General features: G+C 66.3%; 22 protein-coding genes. 16 read left to right on the top strand and 6 right to left on the bottom strand.

The features are described from left to right. The first annotated feature begins 59 nt into the window (after positions 1-59). Positions 60-602 (top strand): TetR/AcrR family transcriptional regulator, encoded by a 543-nt coding sequence (locus tag BST27_RS05405; RefSeq protein ID WP_069417588.1) that lies wholly within the window; start codon positions 60-62, stop codon positions 600-602. Then, complete coding sequence (locus BST27_RS05400) at positions 599-1,819, top strand: cytochrome P450 (protein ID WP_069417587.1); 1,221 nt, start codon at positions 599-601, stop codon at positions 1,817-1,819. Before BST27_RS05405 ends, BST27_RS05400 begins: the two co-directional genes overlap by 4 nt. Here BST27_RS05400 and BST27_RS05395 read toward each other — a convergent pair. From BST27_RS05395 to BST27_RS05385, 3 genes are read right to left on the bottom strand one after another with little or no spacing between them, the layout of a single operon-like run. Then, complete coding sequence (locus tag BST27_RS05395; RefSeq protein WP_069417586.1) at positions 1,799-2,734, bottom strand: MBL fold metallo-hydrolase; 936 nt, start codon at positions 2,732-2,734, stop codon at positions 1,799-1,801. The genes BST27_RS05400 and BST27_RS05395 overlap by 21 nt on opposite strands. Next, the gene (locus tag BST27_RS05390; RefSeq protein WP_069417585.1) at positions 2,731-3,384 is read right to left on the bottom strand and encodes an L-fuculose-phosphate aldolase; all 654 of its coding nucleotides are present in this window, start codon (positions 3,382-3,384) and stop codon (positions 2,731-2,733) included. The genes BST27_RS05395 and BST27_RS05390 overlap by 4 nt, the downstream gene beginning before the upstream one ends. Further along, positions 3,384-4,370: an NAD(P)-dependent oxidoreductase gene (locus BST27_RS05385; protein WP_069417584.1), complete on the bottom strand. Its 987-nt coding sequence runs from the start codon at positions 4,368-4,370 to the stop codon at positions 3,384-3,386. Before BST27_RS05385 ends, BST27_RS05390 begins: the two co-directional genes overlap by 1 nt. Before the next feature lie 30 nt (positions 4,371-4,400). Between BST27_RS05385 and BST27_RS05380 the strand changes: the two genes are divergently transcribed. Further along, positions 4,401-5,741, top strand: coding sequence for a xylulokinase (locus tag BST27_RS05380; protein WP_069417583.1), 1,341 nt, complete (start codon positions 4,401-4,403; stop codon positions 5,739-5,741). 43 nt (positions 5,742-5,784) lie between these two features. After that, the gene (locus BST27_RS05375; RefSeq protein ID WP_069417582.1) at positions 5,785-6,450 is read left to right on the top strand and encodes a GNAT family N-acetyltransferase; all 666 of its coding nucleotides are present in this window, start codon (positions 5,785-5,787) and stop codon (positions 6,448-6,450) included. A gap of 158 nt (positions 6,451-6,608) precedes the next feature. Here the strand turns inward: BST27_RS05375 and BST27_RS32305 are convergent, their stop codons facing one another. The 3 genes from BST27_RS32305 to BST27_RS05365 form a co-directional block, all read right to left on the bottom strand. Further along, positions 6,609-6,746, bottom strand: coding sequence for a hypothetical protein (locus BST27_RS32305; RefSeq protein WP_156789246.1), 138 nt, complete (start codon positions 6,744-6,746; stop codon positions 6,609-6,611). Positions 6,747-6,827: 81 nt separating this feature from the next. Further along, entirely contained in the window at positions 6,828-7,721 is an 894-nt protein-coding gene (locus tag BST27_RS05370) for a class I SAM-dependent methyltransferase (RefSeq protein WP_069417581.1), read from the bottom strand. A gap of 55 nt (positions 7,722-7,776) precedes the next feature. Next, on the bottom strand, positions 7,777-8,712 hold the full coding sequence (locus tag BST27_RS05365; RefSeq protein ID WP_139805025.1) for a class I SAM-dependent methyltransferase: 936 nt from the start codon (positions 8,710-8,712) through the stop codon (positions 7,777-7,779). Between the two features lie 209 nt (positions 8,713-8,921). Here BST27_RS05365 and secY point away from each other — a divergent pair, with 209 nt between their 5' ends. The 12 genes from secY to BST27_RS05305 all read left to right on the top strand — a co-directional run bounded on the left by secY (position 8,922) and on the right by BST27_RS05305 (position 19,891). Then, complete coding sequence (gene secY / locus BST27_RS05360; RefSeq protein ID WP_069417580.1) at positions 8,922-10,247, top strand: preprotein translocase subunit SecY; 1,326 nt, start codon at positions 8,922-8,924, stop codon at positions 10,245-10,247. After that, positions 10,244-10,789 (top strand): adenylate kinase, encoded by a 546-nt coding sequence (locus BST27_RS05355; RefSeq protein WP_069417579.1) that lies wholly within the window; start codon positions 10,244-10,246, stop codon positions 10,787-10,789. The genes secY and BST27_RS05355 overlap by 4 nt, the downstream gene beginning before the upstream one ends. Before the next feature lie 2 nt (positions 10,790-10,791). Then, entirely contained in the window at positions 10,792-11,592 is an 801-nt protein-coding gene (map, locus tag BST27_RS05350; protein ID WP_069417578.1) for a type I methionyl aminopeptidase, read from the top strand. 76 nt (positions 11,593-11,668) lie between these two features. Further along, the gene (locus BST27_RS05345) at positions 11,669-12,202 is read left to right on the top strand and encodes a sigma-70 family RNA polymerase sigma factor (RefSeq protein ID WP_079219830.1); all 534 of its coding nucleotides are present in this window, start codon (positions 11,669-11,671) and stop codon (positions 12,200-12,202) included. A 58-nt stretch (positions 12,203-12,260) separates the two neighbouring features. After that, entirely contained in the window at positions 12,261-13,001 is a 741-nt protein-coding gene (locus tag BST27_RS05340) for an anti-sigma factor family protein (protein ID WP_069417577.1), read from the top strand. A 50-nt stretch (positions 13,002-13,051) separates the two neighbouring features. Continuing rightward, a complete protein-coding gene (locus tag BST27_RS05335) occupies positions 13,052-14,803 on the top strand; it encodes a thiamine pyrophosphate-binding protein (RefSeq protein ID WP_069417576.1) in 1,752 nt (583 codons plus the stop codon). After that, on the top strand, positions 14,775-15,431 hold the full coding sequence (locus BST27_RS05330; protein WP_069417575.1) for a hypothetical protein: 657 nt from the start codon (positions 14,775-14,777) through the stop codon (positions 15,429-15,431). Before BST27_RS05335 ends, BST27_RS05330 begins: the two co-directional genes overlap by 29 nt. Before the next feature lie 4 nt (positions 15,432-15,435). After that, a complete protein-coding gene (locus BST27_RS05325; RefSeq protein WP_069417574.1) occupies positions 15,436-16,455 on the top strand; it encodes a 3-oxoacyl-ACP synthase III family protein in 1,020 nt (339 codons plus the stop codon). Beyond that, on the top strand, positions 16,455-17,498 hold the full coding sequence (locus tag BST27_RS05320; protein WP_069417573.1) for a pyridoxal phosphate-dependent aminotransferase: 1,044 nt from the start codon (positions 16,455-16,457) through the stop codon (positions 17,496-17,498). Before BST27_RS05325 ends, BST27_RS05320 begins: the two co-directional genes overlap by 1 nt. 2 nt (positions 17,499-17,500) lie before the next feature. Beyond that, a complete protein-coding gene (locus tag BST27_RS05315; RefSeq protein WP_069417572.1) occupies positions 17,501-18,682 on the top strand; it encodes an FAD-dependent oxidoreductase in 1,182 nt (393 codons plus the stop codon). A gap of 23 nt (positions 18,683-18,705) precedes the next feature. Next, positions 18,706-19,278 carry a DUF4389 domain-containing protein gene (locus BST27_RS05310; RefSeq protein ID WP_069417653.1) on the top strand — a complete coding sequence of 191 codons (573 nt, stop codon included), beginning with the start codon at positions 18,706-18,708 and terminating at the stop codon, positions 19,276-19,278. After that, positions 19,256-19,891, top strand: a complete 636-nt coding sequence (locus BST27_RS05305; protein ID WP_276014547.1) for a class I SAM-dependent methyltransferase — start codon at positions 19,256-19,258, stop codon at positions 19,889-19,891. The genes BST27_RS05310 and BST27_RS05305 overlap by 23 nt, the downstream gene beginning before the upstream one ends. Positions 19,892-19,909 lie beyond the last annotated feature (18 nt).

The raw sequence follows: 19,909 nt of genomic DNA, 5'->3' as shown, positions 1-19,909 counted from the left end.
CTGTTCTAATCAGAACACCGTTCGAATTCAGCCACTGTTCGAAAGTGGGATGACGCACCATGGAGGCTGCGCCCAGGGCACCGGTGCTGCGCTACGGCGCACTGGATCGCGCCCACCTGACCAAGCACCTCTACCAACTGGCCAAGCGCGTCGGCGTCGATCGGGTCACCATGCGCGCGCTGGCCGCGGAGGCCGGCACGGCCCCGTCATCGGTGTACTACCACGTGCGCGACAAGCGTGAATTGCTCGACCTGCTCATCGAATCGGTGCTCGCGCAGATCGAGGTGCCGCAACAGGGGGACTGGGAATCGCGGTTGATCGCGCTGTACACCAACGCCAGGAAGGTGCTCGTCGACGTGCCGGGAATCGCCAGCCTGCTCCAGGAGCACCCGCACACAACCGCGGCCACCGAGATGGACCGGGCCGCGCGCGCCATCCTGCGCGAATGCGGGCTTCGCAAAAGGCAATTCGAAGCGGCACACGCAACCTTGTACATCCACCTGTTGGGTTCGGTGCAGCTCGCACAGAGCGACTGGGCATTCGGATACGGGTTGCGCCTGATCCTCGGGGGGCTGCGCGATGAGATGGGGGCCAACTCGTGACAACGGCGGTCGACCTCGCGCAGCCGGCGATCTGGGCGTCCCGATTCCCCGACGATCTGTTCGCCGAACTGCGGGCCCAGACCCCGGTCTTCCACCAGCGACTCACTGACGACGTGAAATTGGCGGTGGGCCGCGAATTCTGGGTGTGCACCAAACACGCCGACGTCGCCCGGGTGCACCGGGATTACGAGTCGTTCACCGCGACCCGTGGCCCGTTGATCCAAGACGTGCCGTTGTTCGACGCCTATCCGGCCATCGTGAGCCTGGACCCGCCCGATCACACCGTGCGTCGCAGGGTCATCACGCGCGCGTTCACCCCGCGTGCGGTGGCCAAATTGGAGAACGGCATTCGCCACCGCGCGAAGGCGCTGGCCGGCGCATTGCTGGACGCCGGCGGGGGAGATTTCGTGGATCTGGCTGCCGGACTGCCTATCTCGGTGATCGGTGACATTGTGGGCATCCCCGAATCGGACCGGCCGCACGTGTTCGGCCTGATCGAGTTGGTGGTGAAAACCACGGGCGGACAGATATCCGTGCCCGACGGTGGCGACATCCAGCCGTTCCTGGAGTTGTTCCAGTACGCCAGCGCGCTGACGGCCCGCAAGCGTGAGCATCCCGAGGACGACATCTGGAGCGTGTTGTGCACCACCGAGATCACCGACCAATCGGGTGAGAGCTTCCTGCTGCCGTCCAACGAACTCGAGATCTTCTTTTTCGTTCTCGGGCTGGCGGGGGCGGACACCACACGAAATGCGTTGTGCGACGGCATCCGGGCCTTTGTGTCCAACCCGGATCAGACCGCGATCTATCGGTCCGACCCTGGGGCGCGGCACACGGCGGTCGAAGAGGTGATCCGGTATTCCACGCCGATCATGTTCTGGGTGCGGGGCGCGACCAAAGATGTCGTGTTGGGGGACACGATGATCCCCGAGGGTGCGCGCGTGGTGACGATGTTGCGCTCGGCGAACCGCGACGAGGACGTGTTCGCCGACCCCTACCGCTTCGACATCCGCCGGGATCCCAACCCGCACCAGTCATTCGGCGGCGGCGGTGCCCATCACTGCCTGGGCGCGATGCTGGCGCGTGCCGAGGTCAGGGCCGCGCTCGACGAAATCCTGTTGCACACCAACGACATCGAGATCGGTGAGCCGACCATGACGTTGCCCAGCCTGACCAACAACATGACCGTCTACGACTCACTGCCGATCCGCCTGTAGCGGCTCGATGTCTAGCCACTGATCGACGTCGAAGTGGTCGTCGACGGCGCGCAACCTTGCGCCGCCACGACCGGGATAGTGCGCGGGGATGACGGTGGCCCCGGTGCTTGCGGCCTCGGTGAAGATGCGGTGGCGGGTGGCCGCCGCCGCGGACGCGTCGACGTCGAATGCGCACGCGTCGGTCGGTCGACGCACCTGTAGCGGGCTGTGCGTGAGGTCGCCGACGAAGACCGCCGGCTCGCCCGCGTCCAGCCACAGCACCGAGGAACCGGGCGTGTGTCCCGGCGCCGGCCGCAGTCGTAGCGACGGGCTGATCTGGTAGTCGTCGGACCATTGCACGACCTGTCCCGCCTCGTCGACCGGTGCGACGCTGTCCTCGAACACCAACCGATCGCCGCGCTGCGCGAGCTCCTCCTGTTCGTTGCGCGGCGACTGACGCGCGCCGGCCCCGTCCGGGTGAAAATGGCGGTAGTCGGGCGCGGGCACCAGGTAGCGGGCGTTGGGAAACGTCGGCACCCAGGCGCCGTTTTCCAGCATCGTGTTCCACCCGACGTGGTCGGAGTGGACATGGGTATTGATCACCACGTCGACGGCGTTGCGGTCCACGCCCGCCGACCGCAACCCTTCTAAGAACCCGGTCCGCAGGTGATCCAACGGCGGCATGTGCGGGCGTGACCGGTCATTGCCGACACCGGTGTCCACGACAACGGTCAGCCCGTCGACCTCGATGACCCAGCTTTGGATCGCGATGTGCCACAGGTCCGCATCAGGGTCGAAGAACTCCGGAACCAGCAGGTCGGCGTGGTCGCGCCAGCCCGACGCGGGTGTGTGCGCGAACAGTCGGACCGGTAGATCCCATCGCAGTTCCAGGACTCGGGTCACGCTGGCGCGACCAAGTTGGACCCGGCCCGTCACTGGTGGGCGCGCAGGTAGCTGTAGACGCCGGCGAAGTTCCGGTTGACGTCCTCCGGAATCGGCACTGGGCCACCGAGAGTCCTTGCCCCCCAAACTATTTGGGCGGTGCGCTCGACCAGCGCGGTGATGTGCATGACCTTGTCCGGCCGGGGGCCTACCGCCACCAGACCATGGTTGGCGATCAGCGCGGCGCCCCGGCCCTCCAGCGCCTTGACCGCGTTCACCCCAACGTCGGGTGTGCCGGACGCGGCGTACTCGGTGCAGCGCACGTCCCCGCCGCAGAACACGGCGAACTCGTCGACGCAGGCGGGGATCGGCTGGTGCGCGATGGCGAACATGGTCGCCCACACGGGATGGCTGTGGATCACGCTGCCGATGTCGTCGAAGGCGCGGTAGCACGCCAGATGCAACTGCATCTCGGTCGACGGCATGCGACCCTCTTTGGCTTGCAGCACGGCGCCGTCCGGATCCACCAGGACCAGATCGTCGAGCGCCATGTCGGCGTAGTCGACCGACGAGGGCGTGATGACCAGATTGCCGTCGGAGCGCCGGGCCGAGATGTTGCCGGCCGTGCCCTCGACGAGACCGCGGCGCAGCATGTCCTTGGCCGCGGCCAGCACTGCTGTCTCCGGGTTCTCCACGAATTTCATCAGCCCAGCACCTCCGGGTTGAGGATATGGACGGGCGCGTTGCCCGTCAGCAGCGCCTCTAGATCGTCGGCAACCAGCTGCGCCTGCCGCGCTTCAGTGTTCCACGTGGCACCACCGATGTGCGGGGTCAGTACGACGTTGCTCATCCCCACCAGCGGGTGGTCGGTGGGCAGCCATTCACCGACGAAATGATCCAGCCCGGCCGCGGAGACCTTGCCCGAGCGCAGCGCCGCGACCAGCGCGTCGGTGTCGTGCAGCTGAGCGCGCGCGGTGTTGAGGAAGACGACGCCGTCACGCATGGCGTCGAACTGCTCGGCACCGATCATGCCGACGGTGTCGTCGGTGACCGGCGCATGCAGCGATACGACGTCGGACTTGGCCAGCAACTCGTCCAGGCTGTGCTGAGCCTCGTCGTTATACGGATCATGCGCGATCACCCGCATGCCCAATCCGGACAGCCGCCACCGCGTCGCGCGACCGACGGCGCCCAGGCCCACCAGGCCGGCGGTGAGCCCGTTGATCTCCCAGCCGCGGAACCGCTGGTAGGGGATGGAGCCGTCGCGGAAGATGTTGCCGGACCGCACGTCGGCGTCGGCGGTCACGACGTGGCGGGTAACCGAAAGCAACAGCGCCACCGTCAGTTCGGCAACCGCGTCGGCGTTTCGGGCCGGAGTGTTGAGCACCGGAATTCCGGCGGCGGTGGCGGCGGCGATGTCGACGTTGTTGGGATCCCCGCGAGTGGCGGCGATGGCGCGCAGACCCAGTTCCAGCACCGGGCCCTTGACCGAATCGCTCTCCACCACGAGGATTTCGGCCGCTTCGGCGGCGATCCGCTCGGCCAGTTGCTCGGCACTGTAGATTCGCAACGACCTTTGATCGTGCTCGCTTATCCACGGGTCGTACACCACGTCGGTCAACTGCCGGAGTTTGGCGAATCCCGGCCCTCGCAACGGGGCCGTCACCAGGGCGCGCGGTCGAGGAGTCACGTACGCCAATGCTGGCGTACCGTTGCCCGCGTGTCACGTACTGATGTCACACTCGGCATCGATATCGGGACCACCGCGGTCAAAGCGGTAGCCGCCGACGAAAACGGTCGCGTGACCGCGCGGGCGCGGGTCGCCCACCAGCTGCGCGTGCCGGCCCCCGACCAGCTCGAGCACGACGCCGAGGAGGCCTGGCGCCGCGCGCCGCTCGCGGCCGTGGAGCGGTTGGTCGAAACACGGCCGAGCGCCGTGGCGGTGTCCGCGATGGTGCCCTCGATGACCGCCGTGGACGACGACGGGCGGCCCCTCACCCCGGGACTGCTGTACGGCGACAGCCGGGGCTGGGCGCCGGGCGCCGCGGTCGAACAGCCGCTCCCGGCGGTGGGCGAGGCCACCGAGTTTCTCCGCTGGACGGCCGCCCAGGCACCGGACGCGGCCGGCTACTGGCCGGCACCTGCGGTGGCCAACCACGCCCTGGGCGGTCAGGCGGTGATCGATTTCGCAACCGCGATCACCACCCTTCCCCTCTTCGACGGAACCGCCTGGAATACGGACGCATGCGCCGATTGCGGTGTGGCCGTTGACCAAATGCCCCGCGTGGAAAAGTTTGGCGCGGCCGTGGGAGAGGTGCCTGCCAGCGGTTCGGTGCTGGCGGTGGGAGCGATCGACGCGCTGTGTGAACAATTGGTCGCCGGTGCCGACAACGAGGGCGATGTGCTGGTGCTGTGCGGCACCACTCTGATCGTGTGGACGACCATCACCGGGGTGCGGCAGGTACCCGGCCTGTGGACCATCCCGCACACGCTGCCCGGCCTGAGCAAGATCGGCGGCGCCAGCAACGCCGGGGGGCTGTTTCTCGATTGGGTCAATCGGGTTGTGGCGCCGGGGGTTTCGCGAGACCTAGATCCGAGGCGGGTGCCGTTGTGGCTGCCCTATATTCGCGGCGAGCGCACGCCGCTGCACGATCCGCATCGTCGCGCAGCGTTGCACGGGCTGGACCTCACGCACGACGGCACGTCGCTGCGCCGGGCCGCCTACGAGGCATCGGCCTTCGTGGTGCGACAGCTCATCGAGTTGAGCGGGGCGCCGGTGGCGCGCATCGTTGCCTCCGGTGGAGGCACCCACGTGCAGCCGTGGATACAGGCCATCGCGGATGTGACCGGCAGGCCGGTGGAGGTGTCTGCTGTTGCCGAAGGTGCCGCATTGGGGGCGGCCTTTCTGGCTCGGATGGCGGTCGGCCTGGAGTCGTCGATCACCGACGCCGCGCGCTGGGCCCGCATCGGGCGCACGGTCGAACCTCAGCCGGCCTGGGTGAGCGCAACCAAGGACCGCTATCACCGGTTCCTGGAACTCAGTGGATCGAGGCTGGCTTAACGATCGTTGCACAGCGGCGGCCGTGGCGTTCTACGCTAGTGCAATGACCGACCACGACCAGACCGCTGTTCGTCGAGAGATTGCCGATGCTTTGCTCGCCGCGCTGGAGCGCCGGCATGAGGTGGCCGACGTCATCGTCGAAGCCAAGAACAAGGCCGCCGCGGTGGAAGAGATCGTGAAACTGCTCGGCACGTCGCACGCCGCCGCCGAGGCGGTGATGAGTATGTCGTTCGATCAGCTGACTCAGGATGCGCGCGCCAAGATCCTTGCCGAACTAGAGGATTTGAACAAGCAACTGAGCTTCGCGCTCGGCGAACGACCCGCGAGTTCCGGCGAGACCCTGGAGCTGAAAGCGTTTTCGCCCACCGCGGACCGCGACATCTTCGCGGCGCGCACCGAGGACATGAAGGCGGCCGGCGACGGATCGGGTCGAGCAGCCGGATCGGTCGACGACGAAATCAAGGCCGCGATCAAGCGATTGCATGACGAGGAAGCCGCGTGGTTCGTGGCCGTCGATTCCGGCGAAAAGGTCGGATTGGTGTTCGGCGAACTTCTGCAGGGCGAGGTGAATGTTCGGATTTGGATTCATCCGGAACACCGCAAGAAGGGTTACGGCACTGCCGCCCTGCGCGCATCGCGCGCGGAGATGGCATGGGCCTTCCCCGCCGTCCCGATGGTCGTGCGCGCACCGGCGGCCAAGCCCAGCTAGACCGGCGCCGTCGCAGCGAAACTCATTTGCCCGCCCGTACGGGCTCATGATCAAGCCCGTCAATCATTGGTGCGCCCCGGCAGTCCACGTGCAGCCTTGTGGCGGGAGGTTGTCTGTTCTTGCCTGAGCCTCAGTTGAGGCTCGCCTGACGCTAGCTGCTAGCCGCCGTGGAAGCCGTGGAAGTCGTTGTGCCCCTTGGAGAAACTGCAACTGAATAGGTCATCTCCGTGGATGGGTTCGAAGGATTCGGGCTTCGGGCGCAACGTCCCGCCGGAAAAGCCGCAAGGGAGACGCATTGGCCGCCAATGTGTTTCGGCAACCTGCGATGTCGAGTTTCCGAACGGAGCCGTGCTGCCCGAGCGTCGGCGGGGACGACTCTAATTCTTGGTCGCGGTCACCGCGACGATGTTGCGCAATTGGCCCGCCTCCTCGTCCGGAAAGACGCGCCCGTAGTCGGTGAACAGGTCCCGGCGCTGCCGGGTGGTCACTTGCCAACCCCGATCTGTCAGGTACTCGACGACATTGCTGCGTTCGCCGTCGTAAAACAGGCCGGACATGTCGATGTCGCAGCCCAAGTTCGCCCAGCGCCGGCTGAACTCCCGGGCGCGTTCGCTCATGGTCGTCGAGGTGTCGGGATTGAACTCGGTGGCCACCCGGCTCCCGGGTGCGCTCAGCTCGGTGATGTTGTCGAAGAGCCGGTCCTGGGCTTCGGGTGGCAGATACATCAGCAAGCCTTCCGCGCTCCACGCGGAGGGTCTTCCGGGGTCGAAACCGTGGCGCCGCAAGGCGGCCGGCCAGTCGTCACGCAGGTCAATGCTGACCGTTTTCCGGTGGACCGACGGCACTGCTCCCTGCCGTGACATGGCTTCGTTCTTAAAGGCGATCACCTCGGGCTGGTCGACCTCGTAGACGACGGTGCCGCGCTGCCACGGCAGCCGGTAGGCCCGGGCGTCGAGACCGGCGGCCAAAATCACCGACTGGCGGACGCCGTCCCCCGCGGCGGCGAGAAAAAACTCGTCGAAGAAGCGGGTGCGCACGGCCATCGAATCCTTCATCAACTGCAGGTCGCGTTCGGTGCCCTCGACCCGCTCGCCGTTGACCAGGCGGGTGAAGTAGTCCAGGCCCACCGCGCGCACCAGCGGCGCCGCGAACGGGTCGTTGATCAGCGGGTCGGCATCTTCGGAAGCCAGGGCGCGGGCGGCCGCGACCATGGTGGCCGTCGCGCCCACGCTGGAAGCCAGATCCCAGGTGTCTTGGTCACTGCGAGTCATGGGGTCTCCCGACCTTCCTTCTGTATTTAGGGCTGCTTTGGGAGCCGTCAACGACTCAGGTCAGCTCGGCCCAGACGTAGGCCACCCGGCCGAACGGGGCATCATCGCCGTCGATCGGAGGCAGTCCGTGTTCGGCCAGCAGCTCGGCGTCATCGGCGGTGACGGTCCGCCAGCCGTGGTCGCCAAGATACGAAGCCGCATCCCTGCGCTGGTCGAAATACACCAGCGCCGCCATGTCGAGTTCCAGGCCGTGCCGTCGCCACCGGTCGGAAACACGATTCATGCGGCCCCGGAGTTCCTCTTCGTTCAGCTCGTTGATGTCGAGCAGGCCTTCGGTGGCGACCCGGCTGCCCTTCGCGCTCTGGGCGGTGACCTGGTCGAGCAGCCGGTCCTGGGCCTCGGCCGGCAAATAGCCCAACAGGCCCTCGGCGATCCAGGCCGTGGGCTGGGCGGCGTCGAAACCGGCGGCCTTCAGCGCGGCGGGCCAATCGTCACGCAGGTCAACCGCCACAGTGCGGCGGTCCGCCGTGGGGCTGACACCCAGGTCGGTCAACGTCGCCGTCTTGAAGGCGATCACTTCGGGCTGATCGACCTCGAACACGGTCGTGCCGGCCGGCCAGGCCAGCCGGAAGGCGCGCGAATCGAGGCCGGCCGCCAAGATGACCGCCTGCCGGATGCCCGTAGCCACCGCGTCCAAAAAGAAGTCGTCGAAGAACCGGGTGCGCAGCGCCATCGCGTCGGCGAAGCTGCGCAACCCCCTGGCCTCGTCCTCGTCCATCTCCGCCGGGTCCAGCTCGCCGCCGGCCATCCGGGTGAAGAAGTCCACACCCACCGCGCGCACCAGCGGCTCGGCGAACTGGTCGTGCGCCACCGCGTCGGGATTTCGATTCGCCGCGGCCCGGGCGGCGGCGACCATGGTGGCCGTCAAACCCACGCTCGATGCCAGGTCCCAGGTATCGCCCTCAAACCGCGCGCTGCCCACTTGCGTCATTTATGCCCCTGACGTGTCGTAACCCATTAATTAGCAAATATAATGAAGCGCACACGGGGTCGTCAGCCTGGCGGCCTGGGAAAGACCTGTGCAAACTAGCTGTTAGTCTCGTACACGATTTGACGCGCTGGAATTGGTCGGGCCGTACGTCCTGGCCTGCGGGAGTGGGCGCGTGATGCAGGAATACCCCCGCTTCGCAGGAGGAAGATTTGCTTTCGGCTTTCATCTCATCGCTGCGAACAGCCGACCTCAGACGGAAGATCCTCTTCACGCTCAGCATCGTCATTCTGTATCGCGTAGGCGCGTCGCTGCCGTCGCCCGGCGTCAATTTCAAGAATGTGCAGCAATGCATCAACGAGGTCAGCGGCGGCGAGTCCGGACAGATCTACTCGCTGATCAACCTGTTCTCCGGCGGCGCACTGCTGAAATTGACGGTTTTCGCGGTGGGCGTCATGCCCTACATCACCGCCAGCATCATCACGCAGCTGCTCACCGTGGTCATTCCCCGCTTCGAAGAACTGCGCAAAGAAGGCCAGGCCGGCCAGGCCAAGATGACGCAGTACACGCGGTATCTGGCCATCGCCCTGGCCATCCTGCAGGCCACCAGCATCGTGGCCCTGGCCGCCAATGGCGGGCTGCTGCAGGGCTGCACTCAGGACATCATCGCCGACCAAAGCATCTTCACGCTTGTCGTCATCGTGCTGGTGATGACGGCGGGAGCCGCCCTGGTGATGTGGATGGGCGAGTTGATCACCGAACGCGGCATCGGAAACGGCATGTCGCTGCTGATCTTCGTCGGCATCGCGGCCCGCATCCCCGCCGAAGGCAACCAGATCCTGGAAAGCCGCGGCGGGTTCACCTTCGCCGCGGTCTGCGTGGCCACGCTGGTCATCATCGTCGGCGTGGTGTTCGTCGAGCAGGGCCAACGCCGCATCCCGGTGCAATACGCAAAGCGCATGGTGGGCCGGCGGATGTACGGCGGAACCTCGACGTATCTGCCACTCAAGGTCAACCAGGCGGGCGTTATCCCGGTGATCTTCGCCTCGTCGCTGATCTACATCCCGCATCTGATCACGCAGCTGGTCCGCAGTGGCAGCGGCGGTGTCGGCCACAGTTGGTGGGACAAGTTCGTCAACACCTACCTGACCGACCCCAGCAACCCGGGTTACATCGCCATCTACTTCGGGCTGATCATCTTCTTCACCTACTTCTACGTGTCGATCACGTTCAATCCCGACGAACGCGCTGACGAAATGAAGAAGTTCGGCGGCTTCATCCCCGGCATCCGCCCGGGCCGTCCGACCGCCGACTACCTGCGTTTCGTGCTAAGCCGAATCACCCTGCCGGGCTCGATCTACCTGGGCGTTATCGCTGTATTGCCGAACCTGTTTCTGCAGATTGGCAATACCGGCGGAATCCAGAACCTACCCTTCGGGGGTACCGCGGTTCTGATCATGATCGGCGTCGGTTTGGATACGGTCAAACAGATCGAGAGTCAGCTCATGCAGCGCAACTACGAAGGGTTCCTTAAGTGAGAATCGTTTTGCTGGGCCCGCCCGGAGCGGGGAAGGGAACGCAAGCCCAGAAGCTGGCCGAGAAGCTCGACATCCCGCATATCTCCACTGGGGACCTCTTCCGTCACAACATCCAAGAGGGCACCAAGCTGGGTCTCGAGGCCAAGCGCTATCTGGATGCCGGGGACCTGGTGCCCTCGGAGCTGACCAACGCGCTCGTCGACGACCGGCTGAACGATCCCGACGCCGCCAACGGCTTCATCCTGGACGGCTACCCGCGTTCGGTGGAACAGGCCAAGGCGCTGCACGACATGCTCGAACGCCGGGGCTGCGACCTCGATGCGGTGGTGGAGTTCCGGGTTTCCGACGAGGAGCTGCTGAAGCGGCTCAAGAGCCGGGGCCGCGCGGACGACACCGAAGAGGTCATCCTCAACCGGATGAAGGTCTATCAAGCCGAAACAGCGCCGTTGCTGGACTACTACAGCGATGAGCTGAAGACCGTCGACGCGGTCGGATCCCTCGACGAAGTGTTCGCGCGCGCGTTGCGAGCACTGGGCAAATAGCTGTGCGTGCCCTGGCACGGCTGCGGGGCCGCAAAGCCGTACCACAGCGCACCCCCGGCGAACTCGATGCGATGGCGGCCGCCGGTTCGGTGGTGGCCACCGCGCTAGAGGCGGTCCGTAAGGCCGCGGAGGCTGGCGTGTCCACCCTCAGCCTCGATGAAATCGCCGAGTCGGTGATCCGCGAAGCGGGCGCCATCCCGTCGTTCCTCGGCTATCACGGGTATCCGGCATCGATCTGCGCCTCGGTCAATGACCGGGTGGTCCACGGCATCCCGTCGGCCACCGAGTTACTGGCCCCCGGAGACCTGGTGTCCATCGACTGCGGCGCCGTGCTGGACGGTTGGCACGGGGACGCGGCGATCACGTTCGGGATCGGCAACCTCATTCCGGTGGACGACGCGCTCTCGCAGGCCACCAAGGAATCGCTGGAGGCCGGCATTGCTGCAATGGTCGTCGGCAACCGGTTGAGCGACGTCTCCCATGCCATCGAGACCGGCACCCGTGCCGCCGAGGCCCGTTATGGACGGTCATTCGGGATCGTGGACGGCTACGGAGGCCACGGCATCGGCCGCCAGATGCACATGGATCCGTTCCTGCCCAACGAGGGCTCGCCCGGACGCGGGCCGCTGCTGGCCGTGGGCTCGGTGCTGGCCATCGAACCGATGCTCACCCTGGGAACGGGCAAAACGGTGGTGCTCGACGACCAGTGGACGGTCAAGACGGCCGACGGGTCACGAGCGGCGCATTGGGAGCACACCGTGGCGGTAACCGAGGACGGACCGCGCATACTGACTGTGGCGTGACTCTAGCTTTGCCGATCACCAGGCACGGTTGAACTAATCGCCTACTCGACTCGTGTCACTTTGCGGAGGTGGTCGAGTGGCTGAGGTAGCCGGCGGAGCGGCTGCAGAAGCCGCATTGATGAAGGCGCTCTACGACGAGCATGCCGCGGTTCTGTGGCGTTACGCGCTGCGTCTGACGGGCGATACGGCCCAAGCCGAGGACGTCGTCCAGGAGACGCTGCTGCGGGCGTGGCAACACCCGGAAGTTATCAACGACACACAACGGTCGGCGCGGGCCTGGTTGTTCACGGTGGCGCGCAACATGATCATCGACGATCGACGCAGTCCGCGGTTTCGCAACGTCGTCGCATCGACCGACGTAGACGGCGCACCGGAGCAGTCCACACCGGACGAGGTGAATGCCGCCCTGGACCGGCTGCTGATCGCTGATGCAATAGCCCAGCTGTCCGCGGAGCACCGGGCCGTGATCATCCGGTCGTACTACCGCGGCTGGACGACCACCCAGATAGCTACGGATCTTGGAATCGCGGAAGGAACAGTGAAGTCGCGCCTACACTATGCAGTGCGGGCGTTGCGGCTCACTCTGCAGGAACACGGAGTCACAAGATGACACCCGAACAGCCCATCCGGGTGGTCTTCGGCTCCGAATGCTTAAGGGGTGACGGGAGATGGACGACATGACGACGCCGCTGCGTGCGCTTGGCCCGCCGGTGGACCACAGCTACGCGACGTGGGACGCCGCGTATGTGCTGGGGTCGCTGTCGGCGACGGAGCGACGCGAATATGAGGCGCACATGGCCGAGTGCGCGGCTTGCCGGGCCGCTGTCGCCGAAATGAGCGGTGTGCCCGGACTGCTTGCGAAGCTGAGCCGCGAAGACGTGGCCGAGATCGACGAGTCCTTCTCGGCCGCTGGGGTTGGCCCGGCGACACCGCCGGTGTCACCCACCTTGTTGCCGGCCCTGCTGGAAGCGGTGCGCAGAAGGCGTCGGCGTACTCGGGTGGTGGCGTGGGTCGCCTCGGCCGCGGCAGCCGTGGTGCTGGCGTTCGGCGTGTTCGTCGGCATCCAGGGGTTCTCGACACCGGCGCACGAGGTGACGGCGTCGGCGCAACCGATGGCTCAGGTCGGGACTTCCCTACTGGCGTCGACGGTGACGGTCACCGGCCAGCATTGGGGAACATTCATCAACCTGAAGTGCGTGTGCCTGGCACCGCCGGACGCGCCGCACGACACGTTGGCCATGGTGGTCGTCGGTCGCGACGGCAGCCAATCCCGGTTGGCGACCTGGGTCGCGGCACCAGGCCACACCGCGACACCGGCCGGAAGTACCGCGCTGCCAGTCGACCAGATCGCCGCCGTGCAAGTGGTTTCCGCTGACACGGGCAAGGTGCTGTTGGAGCGCTCACTGTAGCTTCTTGAACGGGCGGTGAACCTTAGGTCGCGGCCCGTCGTATTACAGACATGCCCAGGACGCACCGGGTGGTCGACCACATCGTCGAATACCTCGCCGAAATGGGAGTCGACCACATCTTTGGTGTGGATGGCGCCAACATCGAAGATCTCTACGACGCGGCGCATTTCCAGTCGTCGATCACCGCGGTGTTGGCCAAGCACGAGTTCTCCGCCGCCACCATGGCCGACGGTTACAGCCGCAGCGGAGCCGGTCTGGGCGTGGTGATGGCCACCTCCGGTGGCGGCGCACTGAATCTGGTCGCGGGACTGGGCGAGTCGTTGGCAAGCCGTGTTCCGGTGTTGGCGTTGGTAGGTCAACCCGCCACCGCGATGGACGGTCGGGGCAGCTTTCAGGACACCAGCGGCCGCAACGGGGCATTGAACGCCGAGGCGGTGTTCTCGGCGGTGTCGGTCTGGTGTCGGCGGGTGCTCACTGCCGCCGACATCGGCTCCGCCCTGCCTCGTGCCATCGCCGCGGCACGCGCCGGCGGTCCCGCGGTGCTGTTGTTGCCCAAGGACATTCAGCAGGGCTATGTCGAGATCGGTCACCCCGGCGAACGCTTGCCCGACCGGCGGCCCGCGGGCGACCCGAAAACCATCGCGCGGGTACTGCGCAACGCGGGCGGCCCGGTCACCATCATCGCGGGCGAACAGGTCGCCCGTGACGACGCCAGGGTCGAGCTCGAAGCGCTGAGAGGGGTGCTGCGGGCACGCGTCGCGACGGTTCCCGACGCCAAAGACGCCGCCGCCGCAACGGGTTTCGGGTCACCGCTACTGGGGGTGACCGGAGTGATGGGTCACCCCACCGTGGCCGAAACGCTGGCCGCCAGCGCGGTGTGTCTGGTCGTCGGGACTCGGCTGTCGGTGACCGCACGCGCCGGGCTGGAGGAGGCGCTGGCGTCGGTGCAGACGGTTTCGATCGGGTCCGCGCCGCCGTATCTTGCCTGCACTCACGTGCACACCGAGAATCTGCGCGACTCATTGCGGATGCTGACCGCCACCCTTTCGGAAGCGATGACCGAACGGCGTTCGTCCAACGGGTTTCACGTGCCCTGCAGCGCGCCCTTCGGCGAGGTTGGAGGGTACGGCGACAAGGAACTGACGACGCCACCATTGACCGCCCCAGGTGTGCGCTACCGCGACGCCATGGCGGTGCTGGACGGCGTGCTGCCCGACGGCACCGACATCGTCGTCGACGCCGGCAACACCGGTGCGGCCGCGATCCATTACCTGCCGGCTCGCCGAGGCGGCAGGTTCACGGTCGCGCTCGGCATGGGCGGCATGGGCTACAGCTTCGGTGCCGGCATCGGAATGGCGTTCGGGCGCGCGAACAGCGGCCGTCCCGACGGCCGCACCGTCGTAATCGCCGGGGACGGCGCGTTTTTCATGCACGGCACCGAGGTACACACCGCCGTGCAATACCAGCTGCCGCTGACCTTCGTCCTGTTCAACAACAACGCCCACGCCATGTGCGTGACCCGCGAACAACTCTTCTACGACGACCTCTACAGCTACAACCGATTTCGGGCGAGCAAGCTGGGAGCCGGGCTGGCCGCGATGTTCCCCGGACTCACCTCCGTCGATGTGGCTGAGCTCGATCACTTCGCCGACGCGCTGCGGGCGGCGTTGGACGTCGACGGGCCCGCGGTGGTGAGCGTCGAGTGCGCCGCCGACGAGATCCCGCCGTTCGCACCGTTTCTCGCTCGGACAACCGAAAAGGAGAACCAAACCGATGTCATTAAAAGCACTGCCAGCGCTTGAGGATATCGCCGTTTCGATCGACGGCGTGATCCGCGTCGAGACCACCCCTCGCGAGCGGGCCACCCCAATCATCATGGAGATGATGCGGTCGGTGTACCCGCACGATCAAGTCTTCGGCGAGTACTGCACCGTCAACGATTTCATCGACTGCCCGCCCGACGAGCTGTTCGCCTACCTGGCCGACACGCGCAGCCTGGAGGAGTGGACCTACAGCCTGCGCGGGTTCACCAGTACCGAGGATCCCGGCCTGTGGCTGGCCCATGACCGGCTCGGTTCGGAGACCAAGATCTACACCCGCACCGTGGCCAACAAGCAGGCCCGGACCGTCGACTATCACTGCGCCTGGGATCAGGGCGAGCACCTGTGGATGATCTACCTGATGCGGGTGATCGACGCCCAACTGGTGCTGAACAAGCCCGGTTCCGTTGTGCTGTGGACCAATTGCCATCACCCGTTCTACGACAGCAACCCCTACCCGGAAACCGCGCCGCCGCAGCGACCGGTATGGGTCGGCGACTTCTGGGACATGTTCGGTGCCGGCCATCTGCTGGAACTGAAGAACCTCAAGGCCATTGCGGAATACCGGTACCACAACGGCCTGCCCGTCACCCCAGACTGGATGAGGTGACACAGTGAACCCAGTCGCCGTCAGCCTGATTGACGTCTCCACCTACCTACCGGGCGAACCGATCGGCGCGGACTATTACGCGCAGTTCGCCGAATCAGACGACCTGCGAGACAATCTCATGTTTCGCGCACCCAAGTTTCGTCATCACGTGGCCCAAGACGAGAGTGCCGCCGACATGGTCGAGCGTGCCGCGCAAGGCTTGATCGAGCGCCACGGTCGCGACGTCATCGAAAGCGCCGACGTGTTGATCACCCACACTCAAGTGCCGGACATGGCGTTCTACGGCGAGGGTGGCGGCATTGCGCACCGGCTGGGCATGCGCCCGTCCTGGGTGCTCGATCTGCACAACGGTGGTTGTGGCGCATTTGTGTTGGCGCTCAACGTCGCCCGCAAGCTGCTGTCGACGGGGGAGGGCCGCACCGCGGTGATCGCCGTTGCCCAGAATGCCGCCGGAGAATTCTTCGATCAGCCCGGGATCCGGCGGAAGGCGCAGTCGGCCGTTCCGGGTGACGGGGCCGCGGTCGGCTTGGTCACGCTGTCGGACCAGTCGCCGATTCTGGGTATCGAATGCCGCACCTACGGCGAATACGCCGGCGAGATGACGCTCTCCTTCGACCCGCCCCGCAAGTGGTGGCAGGCCGGCCCCGGCGAGGGCAGCATCGGGTTCACCGACAGCAAGATCACCAAGGTGCTGGCCCGTGGCAACCGGCTGGTACCCGAGGTGGCCCTTGCCGTCTGCGATCGAATCGGCCTGCGCGCCAAGGATATCGATCTGTTCGTCAGCAACCAGCCCAACCGGGTGTTCCTGCGCAACTGGCGCGAGGCGCTCGAGTTGCCCAAGGAACGCCACCAGGACACGTTCGACGAGTGCGGTAACCTGTTCGGCGCGGGCATTCCGGTGAACCTGGACCGGGCCATATCCGACGGCCGGGTCAAGAACGGCGATGTGGTTCTGATGGCCGCGTTCGCGCATGCCGGTGACTTCGCCGGCGCCGCGGCCGTGCGCTGGGGTGGGCGACCCTGATGCAGCCCGTCCCGAGTGTGGTCGACGACGGGATACCCGGTGTGCTGCCACACGCGATCGATCCTTTTGCGTTGTCGCTCAACGAGATGCCTTTCCCGCCGCTGCCGGCGGTCCGGACGGCCTTGATTCGCTCGGTCGATGCGGCCAACCGCTACCCGGAGTTGCTGCCAGAACGGCTGCGCCGGTTGATCGCCGGTCATGCCGGAGTACACCCGACCCAGTCGGACCAGGTGGTGGTGGGTGCCGGTGCGACGGGCGTGATCCTGCAGGCACTGCATGCGCTGACCGCACCGGGCGATCGGATGGTCATGGCGGCCCCCACCTTCGACGGATATCCGATCTTCGCCGAGATGGCCCGACTGGTCTCGGTGCATGTCCCGCTCGACGAGCACGGTCAGCACGATCTTGACGCACTGGCCGACGCGGCGACCGACGCTCGGATGGTGGTCTTGTGCCGGCCGCACAACCCGACCGGCACCATCGAGCCCAGGGCTGCGGTGCTGAGATTCCTGCGGCAGGTGCCGACGGACACCGTCGTGTTGCTGGACGAGGCGTACATCGAATTCGTCGCACCCGAGCATCGGCTCGACGTTTCGGAGTTGATCGAGCGATTCCCCAACGTGGTGGTGGTGCGAACCTTCTCCAAGGCGTACGGCCTGGCCGGATTGCGCATCGGCTATGGCCTCGCCTCCGTCGAACTCGCCCGGGCGCTACGAGCTCAGCAGCCCCCCTTCGGCATCGCGATCACCGGCCTGTTCGCGGTTGCGGCCTCCTACGACGCCGAAGACCAACTGCTGCAACGGGTTCAGTTGATCACCGCCGAACGGCGGTATCTGCGCAAGCGGCTGGGCGCCCTGGGGATCTACACCACGGACGCGCACGCGAACTTCGTCTATCTGCCGTCGAGGGGTCGGCAGTGGGGCGGGGAGTTGACCGGCAACGGGCTGCGGGTCCGGGTGTATCCCGACGGCGGTGCGCGCATCACCGTGGGCAGCCGGGCGTCCACCCAGGCGGTGTTGGCCGCGGTGGGGAGGCCGGCTTGAGGGTGCTCGTTGTCGGCGCCGGCGTCGGCGGTGTTTCCGTCGCCCGGGGTTTGGTGCGCGACGGGCACGACGTCACGGTGTTCGAGCGGCGACCGGATGTGGAGGCGGGTGGGGGTGCCGTCACCATCTGGCCCAACGGGGAGACGGTGCTGGGGCAGCTAGGCGTCGACATGGACGGGGCCGGCCAGGTGTTATCCACCGTGCGGGTTTTGACGTCCAGCGGCCGCGCGCTCGCCACGTTCGACGTGACCGCAATGGTGCGGCGTTGGGGTGCACCGGTTCGGATGGTTCCACGCCGCGTGCTGCTGGAGCGCTTGCTGAAGGGCTTTCCCGCCGAACGCATCCGGTGCAACTCCCGGGTGGTGGCGGTGGTCAGCGGGCGCTCAGCGGGGCGCGGCGTCCGGGTCGAGTTCGACGACGGCCGTTCGGCCGAGGGCGATCTGCTGATCGGTGCGGACGGCCTGCACTCGACGGTGCGAGCCGTGGTCGGCGGCGGGCACGCGAAGCCGACCGGGTGGTGCAGTTGGCAGGGGTTGGTGACGCTGCCGGACCTCACGGAAAGGCATGTCGCCCAGGTGATTATCGGCAACCGTGGTAACACGGGGCTGTGGCCGGCCGGTGAGTGCGACGTGCAGTGGTGGTTCGACCTGCCGTGGTCACACGACTTCGTCAGGCCGCACCGCCCGATCGAGATGATCCGGGCCCACTTCGCCGGATGGTCCGAGCTGGTCGATCGAGTCCTGGCCGCCCTGACCGACGAAGACCTCGCGCCTTCGCCATACCCGCACTATCGCCACCCGATCCCCCCTCCGGCGCGAGGTGCGGTCACGCTGCTTGGCGACGCCGCGCACACCATGCCACCGACGCTGGCCCAGGGGACAAATCAGGCGCTGCTCGACACCATGGTGCTGTGCAAGGCGATCTCGGACGTCGGCGACAACACCAACGCCCACGACCTGTCCGGCGCGCTACGTCGGTACGAAAGATCCAGGCGGCGCAGGGTCAGGGCGGTGTCCAAGGTCGCGTCGCTGCAGGTGTCGCACAGTGAGTCGGTGCTCACACCGGCGGCGATGATCTCGGACCGGCTCCATACCTGGGCGTTGCGGGCATTTCTGAGTGGGACCAGTCACCGCCGGATGTCGGCGCAGATCAGCCGCGACCTGTTGGCCGGGGGTGTGCGGTGAGCGAGCAGGCCGATCTGGTGCGCGTGCGCGGCGGGATCGATGCGCCGTCGCGCTGGCTCTGGTTGGTCAAGTGGTGTGTGCTGGCCGTCCCGCACTACCCCATCCTGATCGTGCTCTACCTGGTCTATCCGATACTGACTTTCGTTGCCGGCGTTGCGATTTTGTTCACCGGACGGTATCCGCGCCCCATCTTCGACTGCAACGTCGGAGTGCTGCGTTGGTCGTGGCGCGTCATGAATTTCCGATTCCCGATGAACACCACCGACAAGTACCCGCCGTTCACCCTCGCCGCCCGGCCGGACTATCCCGGCGACCTCGAGGTCGACTATCCGGAGCGGCTGACCAGGTGGGTGGTGTTGGTGAAGTGGCTGCTGGGCCTGCCCCAAATAGTGCTCTGCTGGGCGATGGAGCCGCTGCTGCAGGTGCTGTGCGTCATCAACGCGGTGTGGCTGTTGTGCACCGGGACGATCAACCAAGGCATGTTCGATCTTCTGATGGGCATTGTCCGATGGCGGTATCGGGTCGCGGTCTACGTATCGCTGATGCGCGACGAGTATCCGCCCTACCGATTGGATGCTGGTAATTACGTGCGGTAATCCGTTGTTCCCCTATGTATATCGGCTCGGGATGCCGGTGTTCGACCGATTGTTCTACAACCGGTATCGCCGAGCGGCGATCGCTGATGCGACCGGCCGACTGCTGGTCGTCGGACTCGGTCCCGGCGCCGACCTGAAGTTCCTGCCGTCGACGGTGACCTCGGTTGCCGCAGTCGAGCCGGTGTCCGCATTCCGGCGGGCGGCGTCGCGTCTTGCCGCTCGACATGGCATCACCGCCGACATCGTCGACGGGACGGGCGAGTCGATCCCGTTCTCCGACAACAGCTTCGACTCGGTTTACGTGGGGTTGGTGTTGTGCTCGGTCGATGATGTCGCCGCCACGCTGGGCGAGATCCGGCGGGTGCTGGTTCCCGGCGGCAGGTTGGTGGTCCTCGAACACGTCCGCGGCGGGGGTCTGGTGGGCCGACTGCAGGATCTGATCGCCACGCCGTGGTCCTGGCTGTCCTCCGGTTGCCATCCCAACCGTCGGACGGTCGACGCCATCGCCGCGGCGGGGTTCGACACGTCGCGACTGCGCCGCATTGCCCGGACTCCGGTGCCTTTTCCGTGCAAACCTCATCTGCAGGGATTTGCCACCCTAATCGTCAATTAACCGGCGCGTGAATACGCA

It is taken from the genome of Mycobacterium intermedium, assembly GCF_002086275.1.
Taxonomy (GTDB): Bacteria; Actinomycetota; Actinomycetes; order Mycobacteriales; family Mycobacteriaceae; genus Mycobacterium; species Mycobacterium intermedium.
Note: the sequence above shows the minus strand (reverse complement) of the source record. Positions and strands in the feature narration are given on the sequence as shown.